This is a genomic window from Pseudomonas sp. B21-056 (assembly GCF_026016325.1).
Taxonomy (GTDB): Bacteria; Pseudomonadota; Gammaproteobacteria; order Pseudomonadales; family Pseudomonadaceae; genus Aquipseudomonas.
Window position 1 is genome coordinate 3,011,857 of sequence record NZ_CP087203.1, and the last position, 21,139, is coordinate 3,032,995.

General features: G+C 63.9%; 4 protein-coding genes (1 of these 4 cut by a window edge). All 4 read left to right on the top strand.

The window, feature by feature from the left end; translation table 11 throughout:
• Tightly spaced (each overlapping or abutting the next), the 4 genes in view from LOY67_RS28500 to LOY67_RS13025 form a layout consistent with a single transcriptional unit that may run on beyond the window.
• Complete coding sequence (locus LOY67_RS28500) at window positions 1-13,704, top strand: amino acid adenylation domain-containing protein (RefSeq protein ID WP_413776213.1); 13,704 nt, start codon at window positions 1-3, stop codon at window positions 13,702-13,704.
• Window positions 13,682-13,939, top strand: coding sequence for a hypothetical protein (locus LOY67_RS28505; RefSeq protein ID WP_413776187.1), 258 nt, complete (start codon window positions 13,682-13,684; stop codon window positions 13,937-13,939). Before LOY67_RS28500 ends, LOY67_RS28505 begins: the two co-directional genes overlap by 23 nt.
• Window positions 13,869-19,250 (top strand): amino acid adenylation domain-containing protein, encoded by a 5,382-nt coding sequence (locus LOY67_RS28510; protein WP_413776188.1) that lies wholly within the window; start codon window positions 13,869-13,871, stop codon window positions 19,248-19,250. Before LOY67_RS28505 ends, LOY67_RS28510 begins: the two co-directional genes overlap by 71 nt.
• On the top strand, window positions 19,247-21,139 hold the beginning of the coding sequence (locus LOY67_RS13025; RefSeq protein ID WP_265067558.1) for a non-ribosomal peptide synthetase. Its footprint extends 11,166 nt past the window's final position; the window shows 1,893 of its 13,059 coding nt (coding positions 1-1,893); the start codon lies at window positions 19,247-19,249; its stop codon lies beyond the right edge, outside the window. Before LOY67_RS28510 ends, LOY67_RS13025 begins: the two co-directional genes overlap by 4 nt.

Consider the following 21,139-nt stretch of genomic DNA (forward strand, 5'->3'; position numbering starts at 1 on the left):
ATGCTGCCGTTGGTGACGTTGCCTCAGGAGGCCATCGACCGCATCGTCGCGACCGTGCCGGGCGGCGCGGCCAATGTGCAGGACATCTACCCGCTGGCGCCGTTGCAGGAGGGAATTCTCTATCACCACCTCGCGGCCGAACAGGGCGACCCCTATGTGCTGCAAGCGCAGTTCGCCTTCGACAACCGCGAGCGCCTGGACGATTTCACCCAGGCCTTGCAGGGCGTGATCGACCGCCACGATATCCTGCGCACGGCCATGGCCTGGGAAGGGCTGGATGAACCGGTGCAAGTGGTCTGGCGCAAGGCCGTGCTGGGTGTCGAGCACGTGGCGTTGCGCCACGAGGACGGCGATATTGCCGAGCAACTGCAGGCAGACTTCGATGCGCGCCTGGACATCCGCCAGGCCCCGCTGATGCGTATCCGTTTCGCCGAGGATGCGGTGAAACGGCGTTGGGTGGCGACACTGCTGTTCCATCACATGGCGCTCGATCACACGGCGCTGGAAGTGGTTCGCCATGAAATGCAGGCTCATTTGCTCGGACAGGTCGACCAGATAGGCGATGCGGTGCCGTACCGTAATTATGTGGCTCAGGCTCGCCTGGGCGTCAGTCCGAAAGAGCATGAGGCGTTTTTCCGCGAGATGCTCGGCGCTATCGATGAACCGACGCTGCCGTTCGGTCTACAGGATCTGCGTGGCGACGGCAGTAGCGTCGAAGAGGCCCGTCAGGGCATCGCCCCCGATCTGAGCCAGCGCCTGCGCAGGCAGGCGCGTCAGTTGGGCGTGAGTGCGGCCAGTCTGCATCATCTGGCCTGGGCTCAGGTGCTGGGCCGGGTATCGGGTCGCGAAGACGTGGTGTTCGGTACGGTACTGATGGGCCGGATGCAGGGCGGCGAAGGCGCCGACCGGGCACTGGGCATGTTTATCAATACCTTGCCGATCGGCGTGCGACTGGGGGCACTCAGTGTGCGTGAGGGCGTGCTGGCGACCCATGAGCGGTTGACCGGTTTGTTGGGGCATGAACACGCTTCCCTGGCACTGGCCCAACGTTGCAGTGGCGTGGCCACGCCCACACCGCTATTCAGCGCATTACTCAACTACCGGCATTCGGTGGCGGAGCCCCTCGCACTGCAATCGTCATCAGCCTGGCAGGGGATCGAAGCCCTGGGAGGCGAGGAGCGCACCAACTACCCGCTGACGCTCTCAGTGGATGACCTGGGCGAGGGATTCAGCCTCACGGCGCAAGTCCAGTCCCCTATCGGCGCGCAGCGCATCTGTGACTATATGCAGGTGGCATTGGAAAGTCTGGTTGATGCGTTGGAACAGGCACCGCAAGCGCCTTTGCACAGCCTGGACATCCTGCCCCAGGCCGAGCGTCGACAGTTGATCGAGACCTGGAACGCCACGGACGCGATGTATGCCGAACAAGCGCTGATTCATCGCCAGGTCGAAGACCAGGCCGCCATGCAGCCTGAGGCGACGGCGGTGGTGTATGAAGGTCGGTCACTGAGCTACGGCGAACTCAACACCCGGGCGAACCAGGTTGCTCATCATCTGCTGGCGCTGGGTGTGCGCCCGGATGACCGCGTGGCGATCTGTGTCGAGCGCAGCCTGGAGATGATCGTCGGGTTGCTGGGCATCCTGAAGTCCGGAGCGGGTTACGTACCGATAGACCCGGCCTATCCGGCCGAGCGCATTGCCTACATGCTGCAAGACAGCGCCCCGGCGGCGGTCCTGGTGCAACTGGCTACCGGCGGCCTCATGGTCGACGTATCGGTGCCGGTGATTGATCTTGAGCAGGAGATCAGCCCGGACGGTGGTGGTACCAACCCTCAGGTGCCGGGCCTGGAGCCGAGTCATCTGGTCTATGTGATCTACACCTCGGGGTCGACCGGTCTGCCCAAAGGGGTGATGGTCGAGCATCGCAACCTCAACAACCTGGTGGGGTGGCATTGTCAGGCCTTCGAGCTGGTACGCGGCAGCCGCACGTCCAGCGTTGCCGGCTTCGGTTTCGATGCCGCGGCCTGGGAGATCTGGCCCGCCCTGTGCGCCGGGGCCACGCTGTTGCTGCCACCGTCCCATGCGGGCAGCGAGAATGTCGACGCACTGCTGGATTGGTGGCAGGCCCAGGCGCTGGATGTGTGCTTCCTGCCTACGCCGATTGCCGAGTACGCCTTCGGCAGCAACCTCAGCCACGATCGGTTGCGCACGCTGCTGATCGGCGGTGACCGCCTGCGCCGACTGCCCGCCGACCCACGCTTTACGCTGATCAACAACTATGGCCCCACGGAAACCACGGTGGTCGCCACCTCGGGCCGGATCGACGCCTCCCAGGCGGTGTTGCATATCGGCAAGCCGGTGGGCAACACACGGATCTACCTGCTCGATGCACACTTGCAACCGGTTCCGGTCGGTGCGACGGGTGAGCTTTATATCGGGGGAGCAGGGGTTGCGCGAGGTTACTTGAACCGTGCCGAGCTGACCGTCGAGCGTTTCGTGCAAGACCCATTCAGCCCCATGCAGAACGCGAGAATGTACCGTACCGGTGACCTTGGACGTTATTTGCCGGACGGCAATATCGAATACCTGGGGCGCAATGATGGTCAGCTGAAAATACGCGGCTTGCGCATTGAACTGGGTGAAATCGAGTCCAGGCTCAGCGATTGTGCCGGTGTGCGCGAGGCGGTGGTCATCGCGGCTGGTGACGCGCCGGATGACAAGCGTCTGGTGGCCTATTACACGTCACACGAGGGCGAATACCCGGCCCTGTCGGCCGACAATTTGCGTGCGCAATTGCAGGTGCACCTGCCCCGGCACATGGTGCCGTCGGCCTACGTGCGCCTCGACGCGCTGCCCTTGACGGCCAATGGCAAGCTTGATCGCCGAGCGCTCCCCGCCCCGGACAGCGCGGCCTATTCGAGCCGCGACCATGAGGCGCCACAGGGCGACATGGAAATGCGCATCGCCGATATCTGGCGTCAGTTGCTGGGCGTAGAGCAGATCGGTCGTCATGACGATTTCTTCGAGCTGGGCGGGCATTCGTTGCTGGCCGTGCGATTGATGTCTCAGGTGCGCCAGCAACTGGGCGTGGAACTGACCCTGGCGGAACTGTTTGCCAACGCCGGATTGATGGGATTGTCAGCCTGGGCCTCCCAAGCGTCGGCGAGCACGTTGCCGCCCATCGAGGCGGTACCGCGCGACAGCGCGATACCCCTGTCGTTCGCACAGCAGCGCCTGTGGTTCCTGGCGCAGATGGACGGCAGCGCTGCTTATCACATCTGCGGTGGCTTGCGTCTCAAGGGCCGGCTGTCACCGCAAGCCCTGCATGGGGCATTGGACCGGATCGTGGCGCGTCACGAAGCGTTACGCACCACGTTCGACAAGGTCGACGGTGAAGTGGTGCAGTGCATCGCCGTCGAAGGGGCCGGCTTTGCCTTGACGTTCCATGACCTGTCCCTGCATACCGACGCCGAAGGCGAGCTGGCCCGGTTGGCCGCGGACGAGGCGCGGGCGCCGTTCGATCTGCAACAGGGGCCCTTGATCCGCGGTCGCCTCGTGCGGCTGGCGGACGAGACGCATGTTCTGCTGGTGACCCTGCACCACATCGTCTCGGATGGTTGGTCGATGGACGTGCTGACCCGTGAGTTGGGGAGGCTCTACCAGGCTTGCCTGCATGGCGCGGCCGATCCGTTGCCACCGCTGCCGATCCAATATGCGGACTATGCCGTCTGGCAGCGCCGCTGGCTGAGCGGCGACGTGTTGAGTGAGCAGAATGCCTACTGGCAACGGACTCTGGCGGATGTACCACCTTTATTGACCTTGCCTGCAGACCGTCCGCGACCCGCGCAACAGGACTATGCCGGAGCGCGTTTGCCAGTGCTCTTCGATGAAGCGCTGACAGCCGATCTCAAGGCGCTGAGCCAGCGCCACGGCACGACCTTGTACATGACGGTGCTGGCCGGTTGGGCAGCGGTGCTTGGCCGCCTCTCGGGGCAGGATACGATCGTTATCGGCTCGCCGACGGCCAACCGTCGGCGTGTGGAGGTCGAGGAGCTGATCGGGTTCTTCGTCAACACCCTGGCCGTGCCCATCGATGTGTCCGGGGGGCCGAGCGTCGAAACGTTGCTGCAACGGGTAAAAGCCCAGACGTTGAGCGCCCAGGCCCATCAGGACCTGCCGTTCGAGCAAGTGGTGGAGCGGGTCAAGCCGATGCGCAGCCTGTCCCACAGCCCGTTGTTCCAGGCCATGCTGTCCTGGCAGGCGGCCGTTGAACAGAACCTCGTCCTGGAAGGACTGACGCTGGAGACCGTGGAGGCACCGGGGCATAGCGCGAAATTCGATGTGTCGCTGAACCTGGGTGAGGTAGATGGCCTGATTTCAGGCTCCCTGGAATACGCCACGGCATTGTTCGACCAGACGACCATGGAGCGTTACCTCGGCTATCTGGAACGCATGTTGCGGGCGATGGTGGCGGATGCCCGCGTCGCCATCAGCGACATCGTGCTGCCGGACGATGCCGAACGTCGCCAGCTGGAATGCTTCAATGCCACGCAAGCGCAGTACCCGCTGGAACAGACCATCCATGGGTTGTTCGAGGAGCAGGTGCAGCGCACGCCGGATGCACTGGCGGTGCTGCATGGCGGGCAGCGCCTGAGCTATGGCGAACTGAACGAGCGGGCCAACCGACTGGCGCATTACCTGCGCAAGCAGGGTGTACGGCCGGATTCTCGGGTGGCGATCTGCGTCGAGCGTGGCCTCGACATGGTGGTGGGTTTGCTGGCGATCCTCAAGGCGGGTGGCGGTTACGTGCCGCTGGATCCGGCGTATCCGGCGGATCGGATTGCCTACATGCTGGAAGACAGTGCGCCGGCCGTGGTCTTGGCCCAGGCGGCAACCCTTGGGTTGTTGGCTGGTGCATCGATGCCTGTGATCGATCTCGGTAGCGGGCTCTGGCAGGACGAGTCCGTCTCGAATCCGCAGGTTGCCGAACTGACTTCGGCACATCTGGCTTACGTGATCTACACCTCCGGTTCGACCGGTTTGCCGAAAGGCGTGATGATCGAACACCGCAACACGGTGAACTTCCTGACCTGGGCCCATCGGTCGTTCGATGCGCAAACCTTGTCGAAAACCCTGTTCTCGACCTCGCTTAACTTCGATCTGGCGGTGTACGAGTGCTTCGCACCATTGACGTCGGGCGGCAGCATCGAGGTGGTCACTAATGTGCTGGAACTGCAACAGGGCGAGCACGAGATCACCCTGATCAACACCGTGCCGTCGGCGCTCAAGGCGCTGCTGGAATCGGGTGGTCTAGGCGAGGGCGTGGACACGGTGAACGTGGCCGGCGAAGCGCTCAAGCGCAGCCTGGTGGAGGCGCTGTTCGAGCAGACTTCGGTCAAGCGCCTGTGCAATCTCTACGGTCCTTCGGAAACCACGACCTATTCGAGTTGGGTATCGATGGCCCGTGAAGACGGTTTTGCCGCGCACATTGGCAAACCGGTCGCCAACACCCAGTTTTATCTGCTGGATGAACACAAACAACCCGTACCGCTGGGCGTCCCAGGGGAAATCTACATCGGCGGCGCCGGTGTCGCCCGTGGTTATCTCAATCGTGATGACCTGACGGCCGAGCGTTTCCTCAAGGATCCGTTCAGCAGTGAACCGAACGCCCGGATGTACAAAACCGGCGACCTCGGCCGCTACCTCCCGGACGGCAACATCGAATACCTTGGCCGTAACGACGACCAGGTGAAGATCCGTGGTTTCCGCATCGAACTGGGCGAAATCGAAGCCAAGCTCGCTCAGCACGAAACCGTGAAGGAAGCGGTGGTGCTGGCCCGAGAAGACGTGCCCGGCGACAAACGCCTGGTCTCTTACTTCACGCCGGCGAACGAAACAACGGACCTCGAAACCTTGCGCCGCCACCTGCAAGGACAGCTACCGGAATACATGGTGCCGGTGGCCTACGTGCGTCTCGACGCCATGCCGTTGACCCCCAACGGCAAGCTCGATCGCAAGGCCTTGCCGGCCCCGGACCTGGATTCGGTCATCACCCGCGGCTACGAAGCCCCCCGAGGCGAAGTCGAAATCGCCCTGGCGCAGATCTGGCAGGACCTGCTGGGCCTGCAACAGGTCGGCCGTCACGACCAGTTCTTCGAGCTGGGCGGTCATTCGCTGTTGGCCGTCAGCCTTATCGAGCGTATGCGTCAAGCCGGCCTGAGTGCCGACGTGCGTGTATTGTTCGGCCAACCGACGCTGTCGGCATTGGCGGCGGCAGTGGGCGGGTGCAGCGAAATCGTGGTGCCGGCCAACGGCATTGCCCACGGCTGCATGAAGATCACGCCGCAAATGCTGTCGTTGACCAGCCTGGACCAGGATGCCATCGACCGCATCGTGGCGACGGTGCCGGGCGGTGCACGCAACGTGCAAGAAATCTACCCCGTGGCACCGCTCCAGGAAGGCATTCTCTACCATCACCTCTCGGCCGAGCAGGGCGATCCCTATGTCCTGCAGGCCCTGTTCGGCCTGCAGGACCGGCAGCGCCTCGACGACTTCATTCGGGCGTTGCAGGGCGTCATCGATCGCCACGACATCTTGCGCACCGCCATCGTGTGGGAGGGGCTCGACGAGCCTCAGCAAGTGGTCTGGCGCGAAGCGCGGCTGGGCCTGGAAGAGTTCACGCCGGATCCGCAAGGCGGGGACATCATTGAACAACTGCATCGGCGTTTCGACGCTCGGCACTATGGGCTTGACATGACCCAGGCACCGTTGATGCGCCTGGCGTTCGCCGAAGACAAGCCTAACCAGCGTTGGGTGGCCTTGCTGCTGTTCCACCACATTGCGCTCGATCACACGGCGCTCAAGGTGGTGCAGCACGAGATGCAGATGCATTTGTTGGGACAGATCGGACAGTTGGATGCGCCGGTGCCTTATCGTCACTATGTGGCGCAGGCACGCCTGGGTGTGAGTCGTGAAGAGCATGAGGCGTTCTTCCGCGACATGCTCGGCGACGTGGATGAACCGACGCTGCCGTTCGGCTTGCAACAGGTGCAGGGCGACGGCAATGACATCGAGGAGGCCAGGCGGCTGCTCGACCGCGATCTGAGCCGCCGTCTGCGACGTCTGGCACGGATGTCCGGCGTGGGGGCGGCCAGTCTCCATCACTTGGCGTGGGCGCAGGTGCTGGCGTGCGTCTCGGGCACACCTGACGTGGTGTTCGGTACGGTGCTGATGGGCCGGATGCACGGTGGCCAGGGCGCTGATCGTGCGTTGGGGATGTTCATCAATACCTTGCCATTGCGGGTGGCGGTGGGTCAGCAGAACGTGCAGGAGGGTGTCCGGGCCGTTCATGGACGTCTCTCCGCGCTGTTGGGGCATGAACATGCCTCGCTGGCGCTGGCACAGCGCTGCAGCGGGGTGAGTGCACCGACACCGCTGTTCAGCGCGTTGCTGAACTACCGCAACTCCAGTGAACAGGTGGATACGCAGAGTGAGGCCTTGGCTTGGCAGGGCATCGAGACGCTGAGCGGTGAAGCCCGCACCAACTATCCGCTGACGCTGTCGGTGGACGACCTGGGCGAAGATTTCGCCTTGACGGTCCTGGCGGCGAACGGTGTAGGCGCTCAACGGGTCTGCGCTTACATGGAGCGCGCATTGCAAAGCCTTGCCACTGCGCTGGAGTCCAGCCCTGCGTCACGTCTGCAGGACCTGACCGTGCTGCCGCAAGCCGAGCGTCAACAGGTGCTGGATGCGTTCAACGCAACCGCACGCGACTATCCACGGGACAAGACGGTCCATGGCCTGTTCGAAGCGCAGGTGCGGGCCAATCCCGAGGCGCCGGCGGTCGTGCACGACGAGCACTGTCTGACCTACGCCGAGCTGAACACCCAGGCCAATCGCCTGGCCCGTCATCTGGTCGGCCTGGGCGTACAGCCGGGCGACAGCGTGGCGCTGGGGTTGGCGCGTTCGATTGAGCTGCTGGTCAGCCAACTGGCGGTGCTCAAATGCGCCGCCGTCTACGTGCCGCTGGATGTCAGCGCGCCTTTGGAACGCCAACAGTTCATGGTCGAAGACAGCGGGGCGAAGGTTTTGCTGACCCTGGCTGGCATGGACGTTCCTGAAGGCACGCTGCGTGTCGACCTGGACGGCGTGGCGCTGGAGGATGCGTGCGCGGACCTCGACCTGACCCAGAGCGCCGAATCGGTCGCCTACATCATGTACACCTCCGGTTCCACCGGCACGCCGAAAGGCGTGCTGGTGCCGCATCGGGCGATCAACCGCTTGGTGATCAACAACGGCTACGCGGATTTCAACGCCCGAGATCGTGTGGCGTTTGCCTCCAACCCGGCCTTCGATGCCAGTACCCTCGACGTCTGGGCGCCTCTGCTCAACGGCGGCTGCGTGGTGGTGGTCGAGCAGGACGTGCTGCTGTCCCAGGAGCATTTTGCCGCGCTGTTGACCGAGCAATCGGTCAGCGTGCTGTGGATGACCGCCGGCCTGTTCCACCAGTACGCCAGCGGCCTGCTGCCGGTGTTCAAAAAATTGCGCTACCTAATCGTCGGCGGTGATGTGCTCGATCCGGCGGTGATCGGGCGTGTGCTGAAGGACGGCGCACCGCAGCATTTGCTCAATGGCTATGGTCCGACCGAAGCCACGACGTTCACCACGACCCATGAGATCCAGACCGTGGGCGAGGGTGGCATTCCGATTGGCCGTCCGATTGGCAACAGCCGTGTCTATGTGCTGGATGCGAATCAGCAACCCGTGCCGGTGGGTGTGGCGGGCGAGCTGTACATCGGTGGCGATGGCGTGGCGAAGGGTTACCTGAACCGCCCCGAGCTGACCGCCGAGAAGTTCGTTGCCGATCCGTTCAGCGCCGATCCGGCCGCTTTGCTCTACCGCACCGGCGACCTGGCACGCTGGCGTGCCGATGGAGCCGTGGATTACCTCGGTCGTAACGACGACCAGGTGAAGATCCGTGGTTTCCGCATTGAACTGGGCGAAATTGAAGCCCGGTTGGGCCAATGCACCGGCGTGAAAGACACCGTGGTGCTGGCGCGCCAGGACGACAACGGACCGAAACGTCTGGTGGGCTATGTGATTCCCGAAGCGGGCGCCACCCTGTCGGTGCACGACCTGCGCAGCCAATTGGCAAGCACCCTGGCCGAATACATGGTCCCCAGCGCCTTCGTGGTGCTGCCATCCTTTCAGTTGACCGCCAACGGCAAGCTGGACCGCCGCGCACTGCCGACCCCGGACGCCGACGCCTACGCCAGTCGCGAATACGCCGCCCCGCAGGGTGAGATCGAAACCACCCTGGCGCGACTCTGGGCTGAGGTGCTCAAGGTCGAGCGGGTCGGTCGTCACGATCACTTCTTCGAACTGGGCGGTCATTCGCTGTTGGCGGTGACCCTGATCGAGCGCATGCGCCAGGCCGGCCTGAGCGCCGACGTGCGCGTGCTGTTCAGCCAGCCGACCCTGGCGGCGCTGGCGGCGGCCATCGGCAGTGGCAGGGAAATCGAGGTGCCGGCGAACCTGATTGAGTCCGGCTGTGAACATATCACCCCGGCCATGCTCCCGCTGGTCACCCTCGACCAACAGACGATTGACCGGATCGTCGACACCGTTCCGGGGGGGGCTGCCAACGTCCAGGACATCTACCCGCTGGCACCGTTGCAGGAAGGCATCCTTTATCACCACCTGGCCGCCGAGCAGGGCGATCCCTACGTGCTCAAAGTGCTCTTCGACCTGCAGAGCCGGGACCGGCTGACGGCATTCGTCGATGCGCTGCAACATGTCATTGATCGCCATGACATCCTGCGCACCAGTGTAGTGTGGCAAGGCTTTGACTCACCGGTACAGGTGGTCTGGCGCGAGGCGGCGCTGCATCTGGAAGCCGTCGACCTGGACAGCTCCGCTGGCGATATCGCTACTCAGTTGCAGGCTCGCTTTGACCCACGGCATTACCGGCTCGATATCACCCAGGCCCCGATGATGCGCCTGGTGTATTCAAAGGACCCGCTCAACCAGCGTTGGGTCGCACTGTTGTTGTTTCACCATATGGCCCTGGATCACACGGCCATGGAGGTGGTGCGTCACGAGATGCAGGCGCGCCTGCTGGGCGAGTCGGGTCCACTGGTGGCGGCTGTGCCGTACCGCAACTATGTGGCCCAGGCGTGCCTGGGGGGGCGTCAGCAGGAGCACGAAGCCTTCTTCCGCGAGATGCTCGGGGATGTTCAGGAGCCGACATTGCCGTTCGGTCTCCAGGATGTACAGGGCGACGGACGGGATATCGAGGAGGCCGGGTTGTCTGTCGACCTGTCTTTGAGCCTGCGTCTGCGGGCCCAGGCGCGCCATCTCGGCGTAGGTGCGGCCAGCCTGGTTCATCTGGCCTGGGGGCAGGTGCTGAGCCAGGTCTGCGGCAAACCGGATGTGGTGTTTGGCACTGTGCTGATGGGCCGGATGCAGGGCGGCGATGGCGCCGATCGGGCGCTGGGTATGTTCATCAACACCTTGCCGTTGCGGGTGGACGTGGGCGACCAGGGCGTTCGTGACGGCGTGAAAGCCACTCACGCCCGGCTGACCGGCCTGCTGGGGTATGAACATGCCTCTCTGACCCTGGCCCAGCGTTGCAGCGGCGTGGCGGCACCGTTGCCGCTGTTCAGTGCGTTGCTCAATTATAGGCATAGCGCGGTCGATGAGCGGTCGAGCGCGCCCCTGGCCGGTTGGGAAGGGATCGAAACCCTGGATATTGAGGAGCGTACCAACTATCCGCTGAGCCTCTCGGTGGATGACTTGGGCGACGGCTTTGGGCTGACGGTGTTGGCCGTGCCGCAGATCGGCGCGCAGCGGGTCTGCGTCTATATGAACATTGCGCTGGAACACTTGGTGAAGGCCCTGGAGCAGGCGCCGCAGACGCGGTTGAACAGCTTGTCGATCCTGCCGTCGGCCGAGCGTCAACGGGTGGTGGCAGACTTCAACGCGACCACGCGCAGCTATCCACGGGATAGGACCGTCCATGGGCTGTTCGAAGCGCAAGCGCAGGCTCGCCCCGATGCCGTTGCGGTTGTCCACGATGGGCACAGCCTGACTTATGGGGAACTCAACGCCAGGGCCAACCGCCTGGCCCGTCACCTGATCGGTCTGGGCACCCAACCGGGCGACAGCGTGGCAATTGGGTTGGCGCGTTCGATTGACCTGCTGGTCAGTCAAGTGGCCGTTCTCAAATGCGCCGCCGTCTATGTGCCGCTGGATATCAACGCGCCGGTCGAGCGCCAGCAGTTCATGGTCCAGGACAGTGGCGCACAGGTGGCACTGACCCTGAGCACTAGGGTTGTGCCTGAAGGTCTGCAACGTGTGGACCTGGATATCGTCGAACTGGACGAGTCCGCCGATAATCTTGATCTGAACCAGAGCGCTGAATCGGTCGCCTACATCATGTACACCTCCGGTTCCACCGGTACGCCGAAGGGGGTGCTGGTACCGCACCGGGCAATCAATCGATTGGTAATCAACAACGGCTACGCCGATTTCAACGAGCAGGACCGGATGGCCTTCGCCTCCAACCCGGCATTCGACGCCAGCACCATGGACGTGTGGGGCGCGCTGCTCAATGGCGGGCAAGTGGTGGTGGTTGACCACGAAACGTTGCTTGAGCCAGCACGCTTTGCCCAACTGTTGAGTGAGTCGGGGGCCACCGTACTGTTCGTGACCACAGCAATCTTCAATCAGTACGTGCAGCTGATTCCTGAGGCCATTGGTGGTTTGCGCATTCTGCTGTGCGGTGGCGAACGGGCCGACGTGACGTCGTTCCGGCGCCTGTTGGGGCTGGCGCCGACATTGCGTCTGGTACATTGCTATGGCCCGACTGAAACCACCACCTATGCCACCACTCTGGAAGTGAAGACGGTGGCAGAGGATGCGCAAAGCCTGTCGATTGGCGGACCGATCTCCAACACCCGCGTCTACGTACTGGACGCTAATCAGCAACCCGTGCCAGTCGGCGTGGCGGGTGAGCTGTACATCGGTGGCGATGGCGTGGCCCTCGGCTATCTGAACCGTCCGGAACTGACCGCAGAGAAATTCGTTGCCGACCCATTCAGTACAGATCCGGCGGCCTTGCTCTATCGCACCGGCGACCTGGCGCGCTGGCGTACCGACGGAACCGTGGATTACCTGGGCCGTAACGACGATCAGGTGAAGATCCGTGGTTTCCGTATCGAACTGGGCGAAATTGAAGCCCGGTTGGGCCAGTGCGCCGGTGTGAAAGACGCCGTGGTGCTGGCACGACAGGACGAAAACGGTCCTAAACGTCTGGTGGGTTACGTGATTCCCGAAGCGGGCGCCACCCTGTCGGTGCACGACCTGCACAACCAGTTGGCAGGCACGCTGGCTGAGTACATGGTGCCCAGCGCCTTTGTCGTGCTGCCATCCTTCCCGCTGACCGCCAACGGTAAACTGGACCGCCGCGCACTGCCGGCCCCGGACGCGGACGCCTACGCCAGTCGCGAATACGCCGCCCCGCAGGGCGAGATCGAAACCACCCTGGCGCGACTCTGGGCCGAGGTGCTCAAGGTCGAGCAGGTGGGGCGTCACGATCACTTCTTCGAACTGGGCGGTCACTCGCTGCTGGCGGTGACCCTGATCGAACGCATGCGCCAGGCCGGCCTGAGTGCCGATGTGCGCGTGCTGTTCAGCCAGCCGACCCTGGCCGCACTGGCGGCCGCCATCGGCAGTGGCAGGGAAGTCGAGGTGCCGGCGAACCTCATTGAGTCCGGCTGTGAACATATCACCCCGGCCATGCTCCCGCTGGTCACCCTCGACCAACAGACGATTGACCGGATCGTCGCCACCGTTCCGGGTGGTGCTGCCAACGTCCAGGACATCTACCCGCTGGCACCGTTGCAGGAAGGCATCCTTTATCACCACCTGGCCGCCGAGCAGGGCGACCCCTACGTGCTGCAGTCGCAGTTCGCCTTCGACACCCTTGAGCGCTTCGAGGCGTTTGTCGGAGCATTGCAGGTGGTGATCGACCGCCACGACATCCTGCGCACCAGCGTGGCCTGGGAAGGCCTGGACGAACCGCTGCAACTGGTCTGGCGCCACGTGAAGCTGGAGCCGCAGTGCTTCGAAGCCGATGCCACGGCCGGCGATGTCGCCACGCAACTGGCGAGCCGCTTCGATGCTCGCCACTATCGCCTGGACCTGCGTCGGGCACCGATGCTGCAACTGGTTTACGCCCAGGATGAAGCTCAGGACCGCTGGGTGGCGATCCTGCTGTTCCACCACATGGCCCTGGACCATACCGCGTTGGAGGTGGTGAACCACGAGATGCAGCTTTATCTGATGGGCCAGGCTGGGCAATTGACGGAAGCGGCGCCTTATCGCAATTACGTGGCCCAGGCGCGCCTGGGGGCGAGCGAGGCGGAGCACGAGGCGTTCTTCCGCGAGATGCTCGGTGATGTCGATGAACCCACGCTGCCCTTCGGGCTTGCCCAGGTGCGAGGTGATGGTAGCGGTATCAAGGAGGTGACGGAGGTGGTCGACGAGGGCTTGAGCCAGCGCCTGCGCACCCAGGGCCGACTGTTGGGGGTGAGCGCCGCGAGCCTGGTGCATCTGGCCTGGGCACAGGTTCTGGCCTTGGCGTCCGGCCAGTCCGGGGTGGGTGTTCGGCACGGTTCTGTTGGGCCGGATGCAGGGCGGTGAAGGCGCCGATCGGGCATTGGGCATGTTCATCAACACCCTGCCGATCCGGGTGCAGGTAGACGGGCAAGGCGTGCGCGAGGCCGTCAGGGCGACCCATGCGCGGTTGACCGGGCTGTTGGCCCACGAGCATGCCTCGCTGGCATTGGCCCAGCGGTGGCAGCGGTGTGGCCTCACCGACACCTCTGTTCAGCGCGCTGTTGAACTACCGGCACAGTTCGGTGGAGATGACGGATGAAGGGTTGTTGGCCTGGGATGGCATGCAGATGCTGTCCAGCGAAGAGCGCACTAACTATCCGCTGACCCTGAACGTCGATGACCTCGGCACAGGCTTCAGCCTGACGGTCCAGGTGGACGCGCAACTCGATGCCCAACGCCTCTGTGGCTACATGCAGAAGGCGCTTCGCAGCCTGGTGGATGCATTGGAAGAGGCGCCGCAGACACCGGTGCAGAATCTGACGGTGATGCCAGCGGCCGAGCGTCGGCAGTTGCTCGACGACTGGAATACGGCGGACCAGGTGCATGCCCATGACGCACTGTTGCATGCTCGGTTCGAAGCCTGGGCGGTGGCGAAACCCGATGCGCCGGCTCTGCTCTTCGAAGAGCAGGTGCTGACCTACGGCGAACTCAACGCCCGGGCGAACCAGCTTGCCCATCGCTTGCTGTCGCTGGGTATCCGCCCGGATGATCGGGTGGCGATCTGCGTCGAGCGCGGGCTGGACATGATCGTGGGGTTACTGGGCATCCTGAAATCCGGGGCCGGCTACGTACCGGTCGATCCGGCCTATCCGGCAGAGCGCATCACTTACCTGCTTGAAGACAGCGCGCCGGTGGCGATTGTGGTGCACACCGCGACCCGGGGCCTGCTGGTCGAGGAGTCGGTCCGGATAGTCGACCTGAATGGTCCCGGGTTGCAGAGCCAACCCGAGGTCAATCCGCACGTGCCGGGGCTGACGTCGCACCACCTCGCCTATGTGATCTACACCTCGGGCTCCACTGGGCAGCCCAAGGGGGTGATGGTCGAGCACCGCAACGTGGCGCGCCTGTTCTCGGCCACGCAAACGTGGTTCGAGTTTGGCCCGCGGGATGTCTGGGCGTTGTTCCACTCGTTTGCCTTCGATTTCTCGGTCTGGGAAATCTGGGGCGCCTTGCTCCATGGCGGGCGATTGCTGGTGGTGCCGCAACTGGTCAGCCGTTCTCCCCAGAACTGCTACGCGTTGCTGTGCGAATCGGGGGTCACCGTGCTCAACCAGACCCCAAGCGCGTTCCGCCAGTTGATCGCGGCCCAGGGCGAGAGCGATCTGAGCCACAGCTTGCGCCAGGTGATCTTTGGCGGTGAAGCACTGGAAACCGGGATCCTCAAACCGTGGTATGCCCGCGAAGCCAATACTGGTACGCAACTGGTGAACATGTACGGCATCACCGAAACCACCGTGCACGTGACTTACCATGCGCTGGAGGCTGCGGATGCCCAACGGGTTGGCGTCAGCCCCATTGGCAAGCGCATTCCAGACCTGCAACTGTACGTGCTCGATGCCCGGCGCGAGCCGGTGCCGGTGGGTGTGGTCGGTGAAATCCATGTCGGCGGCGCCGGTGTCAGTCGTGGCTACCTGAACCGCGCCCAGCTGACCGCCGAGCGCTTCCTCGATAATCCTTTCAGCGCCGAGCCGAACGCACGGATGTACAAGACCGGCGATCTGGGGCGCTGGCTGGCCGACGGCAGCCTGGAGTATCTGGGACGCAACGACGACCAGGTGAAGATCCGCGGCTTCCGTATCGAGCTGGGAGAAGTCGAAGCGACCTTGGCCGATTGCGAAGGAGTCCGCGACGCGGTGGTCATTACCCGGGAAGACCAACCGGGCGACAAGCGCCTGGTGGCTTATGTCATCGCCATGGCGGATGTACAACTCACCGCCGCCGATCTGCGCCTGCGCCTGCTCGGCACATTGGCCGAGCACATGGTGCCGAGCGCCTTTGTGTTGCTGGACGCTTTCCCGCTGACCAGCCACGGCAAACTCGACCGCAAGGCTTTGCCGGTGCCCGATCAGTCCTCGGTGGTGAGCCGCGGCTACGAGGCCCCTCAAGGCGCGGTCGAGACTGCCATTGCCGGGATCTGGCAAGACCTGCTCCAGCTCGAACAGGTGGGGCGCCAGGACAATTTCTTTGAACTGGGCGGCCATTCGTTGCTGGCGGTTAAACTGATCGAGCGTATGCGTAAGATCAATCTGGCTGCCGACGTCCGGGTGCTGTTCGGCCAGCCAACGCTGGCGGCGCTGGCCGCGGCGGTAAGCAGTGTCCGCGAAATCACGGTACCGGCCAATGATATTCCCGATGGTTGCACCCGTATCACCCCCGATATGCTGCCGTTGGCCGACCTGGATCAACAGGCGGTCGACGGACTGGTCGCAAGAGTGTCCGGTGGCGCCGGCAACGTGCAGGACATCTACCCGTTGGCGCCGTTGCAGGAAGGCATTCTCTACCATCACCTCGCCGCTGTGCAGGGCGATCCCTACCTTCAGTACATGACGTTTGCGTTCGATACCGCCAGCCGTCTCGAAGCTTTCACCCAGGCGCTGCAGGTCGTCGTTGCACGGCATGACATCTTGCGCACGGCCGTGCTCTGGGAGGGGCTGGCCGAGCCTGTGCAGGTGGTCTTGCGGCAAGCGCAGCTGGATGTCGAACCGGTGCTGCTGGACCCGACAGCCGGGGACATTGCCGGGCAGTTGCATGAGCGCTTCGATCCGCGTCATTACCGCCTGGACATCCGTCAGGCACCGATGATGCGGGTTGCTTATGCCCAGGACCCGGCGAACCAGCGCTGGGTGGGCATCCTGCTGTTCCACCACCTGGTGGATGACGCCACTTCGCTGGGGGTGCTGGCCGCGGAAATCGAGGCGCACATGCTCGGTCAGGCGCAGCATCTACTCGCTTCGGTACCTTATCGCAACTATGTGGCGCAGGCACGCCTGGGCGTGAGTCGCGAGGCCCATGAAGGGTTCTTCCGTGACATGCTCGGTGACGTCGACGAACCGACACTGCCGTTCGGCTTGCTGGACGTGCAGGGTGACGGCAGCGGTATCGAAGAGGTGCGCCAGGACGTCAGCGCAGACCTGGCACGGCGCCTGCGCAGTCAGGCCCGTCAGTTGGGCGTGAGCCCCGCCAGCCTGTATCACCTGGTCTGGGCGCAGGTGCTGGGCGCGGTGTCGGGCCGGGACGACGTGGTGTTTGGCACCGTGCTGGTCGGACGGATGCAGGGGGGGGAGGGGGCCGACCGGGCCCTGGGAATGTTCATCAACACTTTGCCGTTGCGGGTGAGCCTGGGGCAGGTCGGGGTGCGTGCCGGGGTCAAGGCGACCCATGCCCGCCTGACCGCGCTGCTGGGCCATGAGCATGCTTCGCTGGTGCTGGCCCAGCGTTGCAGTGGCGTGGAAGCACCCATGCCGCTGTTCAGTGCCTTGCTCAACTATCGCCACACCGCCACGGTCGCCTCGACCGAGGCGCTGACGGCCTGGAGCGGTATCGAACTGCTCGGCGGTGAAGAACGGACCAACTATCCGTTGACCCTGTCGGTCGACGACCAGGGCGGGGGGTTCAGATTCAGCATCATGACCCCGGCGAGGATTGGTGCTCAGCGTCTGTGCGGCTATGTACAACAGGCGTTGCACAACCTCATATGGATGCTCGAGCAGACACCCGAGGCGCCGCTGCACCAACTGGCGATCCTGCCGACAGAAGAGTCCGAGCAACTGCTGGAGGCGTTCAACGCTACGCAAGTCGACTATCCAGAAGACCCGATTTTCCATCGCGCCTTTGAAGCCCAGGCGGAGCGCACGCCGCAAGCCCTGGCGGTACAGCAGGGTGAGCAGCAGCTGAGCTATCGCGAGCTCAATGCGCGTGCCAACCGATTGGCGCATTACCTGCTTGAGCAGGGTGTGAAGCCGGATTCGCGCGTGGCGATCTGTGTCGAACGCAGCCTCGACATGGTCGTGGGGCTGCTGGCGATCCTCAAGGCGGGCGGCAGCTATGTGCCACTGGACCCGGCCTACCCGCTGGATCGGATCGCCTACATGCTGGAGGACAGCGCGCCTGCTGCAGTGCTGGCGGAAGCCGGCACCTGTGGGCTGCTGACAGGGGCTGCGATTCCGCTCATTGCCGTCGACGGCGATGCCTGGTTGGACCGGCCGACGGGCAACCCGTCCGTGACGGACCTGATTCCGGCCCACTTGGCGTATGTGATCTACACCTCGGGCTCCACCGGCAAGCCGAAGGGGGTGATGGTCGAGCATCGCAACCTGACCAACCTGCTGTGGGCGATGCGCGACACCCTGGCTGTCGCGCCGACCGATCGCGTGCTGGCACTGACCACCCTGGGCTTCGACATTGCTGGCCTGGAGCTGTACCTGCCGCTGGTCTGCGGTGCAGGCGTGGTGTTGGCAACCCGTGACCAGGGGCGCGATGGCCAATCCCTGGCCGAGGTGGTTGCCAACCATGGCGTCACCGTTGCCCAGGCCACCCCGGCGAGCTGGCGCATGTTGCTGGAGTCGGGTTGGCCGGGGGATCAGCAACTGACCGCGCTGTGCGGCGGTGAAGCGTTGCCCGCTGAGCTGGCCCAGCGCCTGGGTACCCGGGTCAAGACGCTGTTCAATGTCTACGGCCCTACCGAAACGACGATCTGGTCATCGTCCACTCCGGTTGAAGATCCGGAGTCGGACGACGGCCCGGTCAATATCGGTCGGCCTATAGCCAACACCCGGTTCTACCTGCTCAACGCTCACGGCAAGCCTGTACCGGTGGGCGTAGCGGGCGAACTCTACATCGGTGGCGCAGGGGTGGCGCGGGGGTACATGAACCGCGATGAGCTCACCGCCGAACGCTTCCTCTGCGATCCGTTCAGCGATGTTGCGAACGCCCGTATGTACCGCACGGGCGACCTCGGCCGCTATCTGCCGGATGGCAGGGTCGAATACCTGGGCCGCAACGATGACCAGGTGAAGATCCGCGGCTTCCGTATCGAGTTGGGCGAGATCGAAGCCAGGCTGGCCCAGCATGCAGACGTGAAGGACGCCGTGGTACTGGTGCGCGAAGACATGCCGGGGGAAAAACGCCTGGTGGCCTACTTCACACAGCTTGATCCAGACGCGACGGTGAACATCGAAACCCTGCGCATGCACCTGCAATCCAGGCTGCCGGGCCACATGGTCCCGGCCGCCTACGTGCGCCTCGACCTGTTGCCGTTGACCCCCAACGGAAAACTCGATCGCAAGGCCTTGCCGGCACCGGACCTGGCGAGCGTCATCCGCCGCGGTTACGAAGCCCCGGTGGGGGACACCGAAATCACGCTGGCCCAACTGTGGGCTGAAATTCTCAATGTGGAACGCGTTGGCCGCCACGATGACTTCTTCGAGCTGGGTGGGCACTCCTTACTGGCTGTCAGCCTGATGGAGCGGATGCGCCAGGAGGGCATGGAAGCGGATGTGCGGACACTGTTCGAGCAACCGACGCTCTCGGATTACGCGGCAATGACAGAAAAAATGGAGATTGTCCTGTGAACGTGATCGAACTGTTGGCGACCCTGAAGGAAAAAGACGTACAGCTTGCGGTCAAGGGCGATCAGCTCGTGGTGCGGGGCCGGAAGCAGTCGTTGAGCGAGCCGGCGGTCCTGGCCTTGCTGCGCGAGCACAAAGCTACGTTGATCGAGCTGATTCAGGCCGGGCAATACGACGCCGGCCAGACCGCAAGCGTCGAGATCCCCGCCAATACCATCCCCGCCGGCTGCACGCGGATTACCCCGCAGATGCTGCCGCTGGTGACACTGGACCAGGTGGCTATCGATCGCATCATCGCGACGGTGCCCGGTGGCGCCGCCAACGTGCAGGACATCTACCCACTGGCACCCTTGCAGGAAGGCATTCTGTACCATCACCTGACCGCCGTCCGCGGCGATGCCTACGTCTTGCAGGCTCGCTTCAGCTTCGGCCGGCGCGAGCGCCTGACGGATTTCGTCGAGGCTTTGCAAAGCGTGATCGATCGCCACGACATCCTGCGTAGCGCGATCGTGCGCGAGGGACTGGAGGAGCCGGTACAAGTGGTATGGCGCCGGGCTCGACTGGGCGTCAGGGACCTTGGCGACTCGCTCGGCGAGGGCGATGTCATGGCGCAGCTGCAGGCCTCTTTCGATCCCCGCCAATACCGCCTGGATATCAGTCAGGCACCGTTGCTGTTGCTCGCCTTCGCCGAAGACGTGGCCAATCAGCGTTGGGTTGCCTTGCTACTGTTCCATCATATGGTCCTCGACCATGCCGGGCTGGCCATCGTGCAGCATGAAATGCAGGCCTGGCTGACCGGGCAGGGCGGCCAACTTGAGCCTGCCGTCCCTTACCGAAACTATGTGGCGCGCACCCGGCAGGCCGCCCAGCGTCAGGCCGATGAGGCCTTCTTCGTCAAGATGCTTGGCGATGTCGATGAGCCGACGCTGCCATTCGGTCAGCAGGATGTGCTGGGCGACGGCAGCACCATCGAGGAAAGCCATCGACCGCTGGCGCCTGAACTCAGCCGACGCTTGCGTGGACAGGCCCGCCAACTCGGGGTCAGCGCGGCGAGCATTTTCCACCTGGCCTGGGCCCAGGTGCTGGGCTGTGTCTCGGGGCGTGAAGATGTCGTGTTCGGTACCGTGATGCTTGGGCGCATGCAGGCCGGAGAGAGCCTGAGTCGGGCACTGGGCATGTTCATCAACACTCTGCCGTTGCGGGTGGACGTGGGCGCGCAGAGTGCACGCGATGGGGTAAAGAGCACCCATGGCTGGTTGAGCGCTTTGCTCGGCCACGAATATGCCTCCCTGGCCCTGGCACAACGTTGCAGTGGCGTGGCGGCACCGGTGCCATTGTTCAGTGCATTGTTGAACTACCGCCACAGCGCTGGTGCGGCCCGGGTATCCGCGCCGGAAGCGCTCCAGGCTTGGGAGGGCATTGAAACCCTGGGCGCCCAGGAACGGACCAACTATCCGCTGATCCTTTCGGTGGACGATTTCTCCGATGACTTTGCCTTGGAGGTGCAGGCGAGCGTTCAGATCGGCGCACAGCGGGTCGGGGCCTATATGGAAATGGCGCTGGCGAGTCTGGTGGAGGCGCTGGAGCGTGCGCCTGAGTCGCCATTGGCCGGTTTGCCGATTCTGCCGTCGGCGGAGCGCGAGCAACTGCTGGTGGCGTTCAACGCCACCGATGCCGAGTATCCGCTGGAGCAGACGATTCACGGGCTGTTCGAGGAACAGGTGCAGCGCACGCCGGATGCTTTGGCGGTGCTGCATGAGGGGCAACGCCTGAGCTATGGCGAGCTGAACGAGCGGGCTAATCGCTTGGCGCATTCCCTGCGCGGGCAGGGCGTGCGGCCGGATTCGCGGGTGGCGATCTGTGTCGAGCGCGGTATCGACATGGTGGTCGGG

Bases quoted from the DNA above. Each gene is read 5' to 3' on its own strand.
- LOY67_RS28500 (WP_413776213.1), top strand. From the start codon at position 1: ATGCTGCCGTTGGTGACGTTGCCTCAGGAGGCCATCGACCGCATCGTC.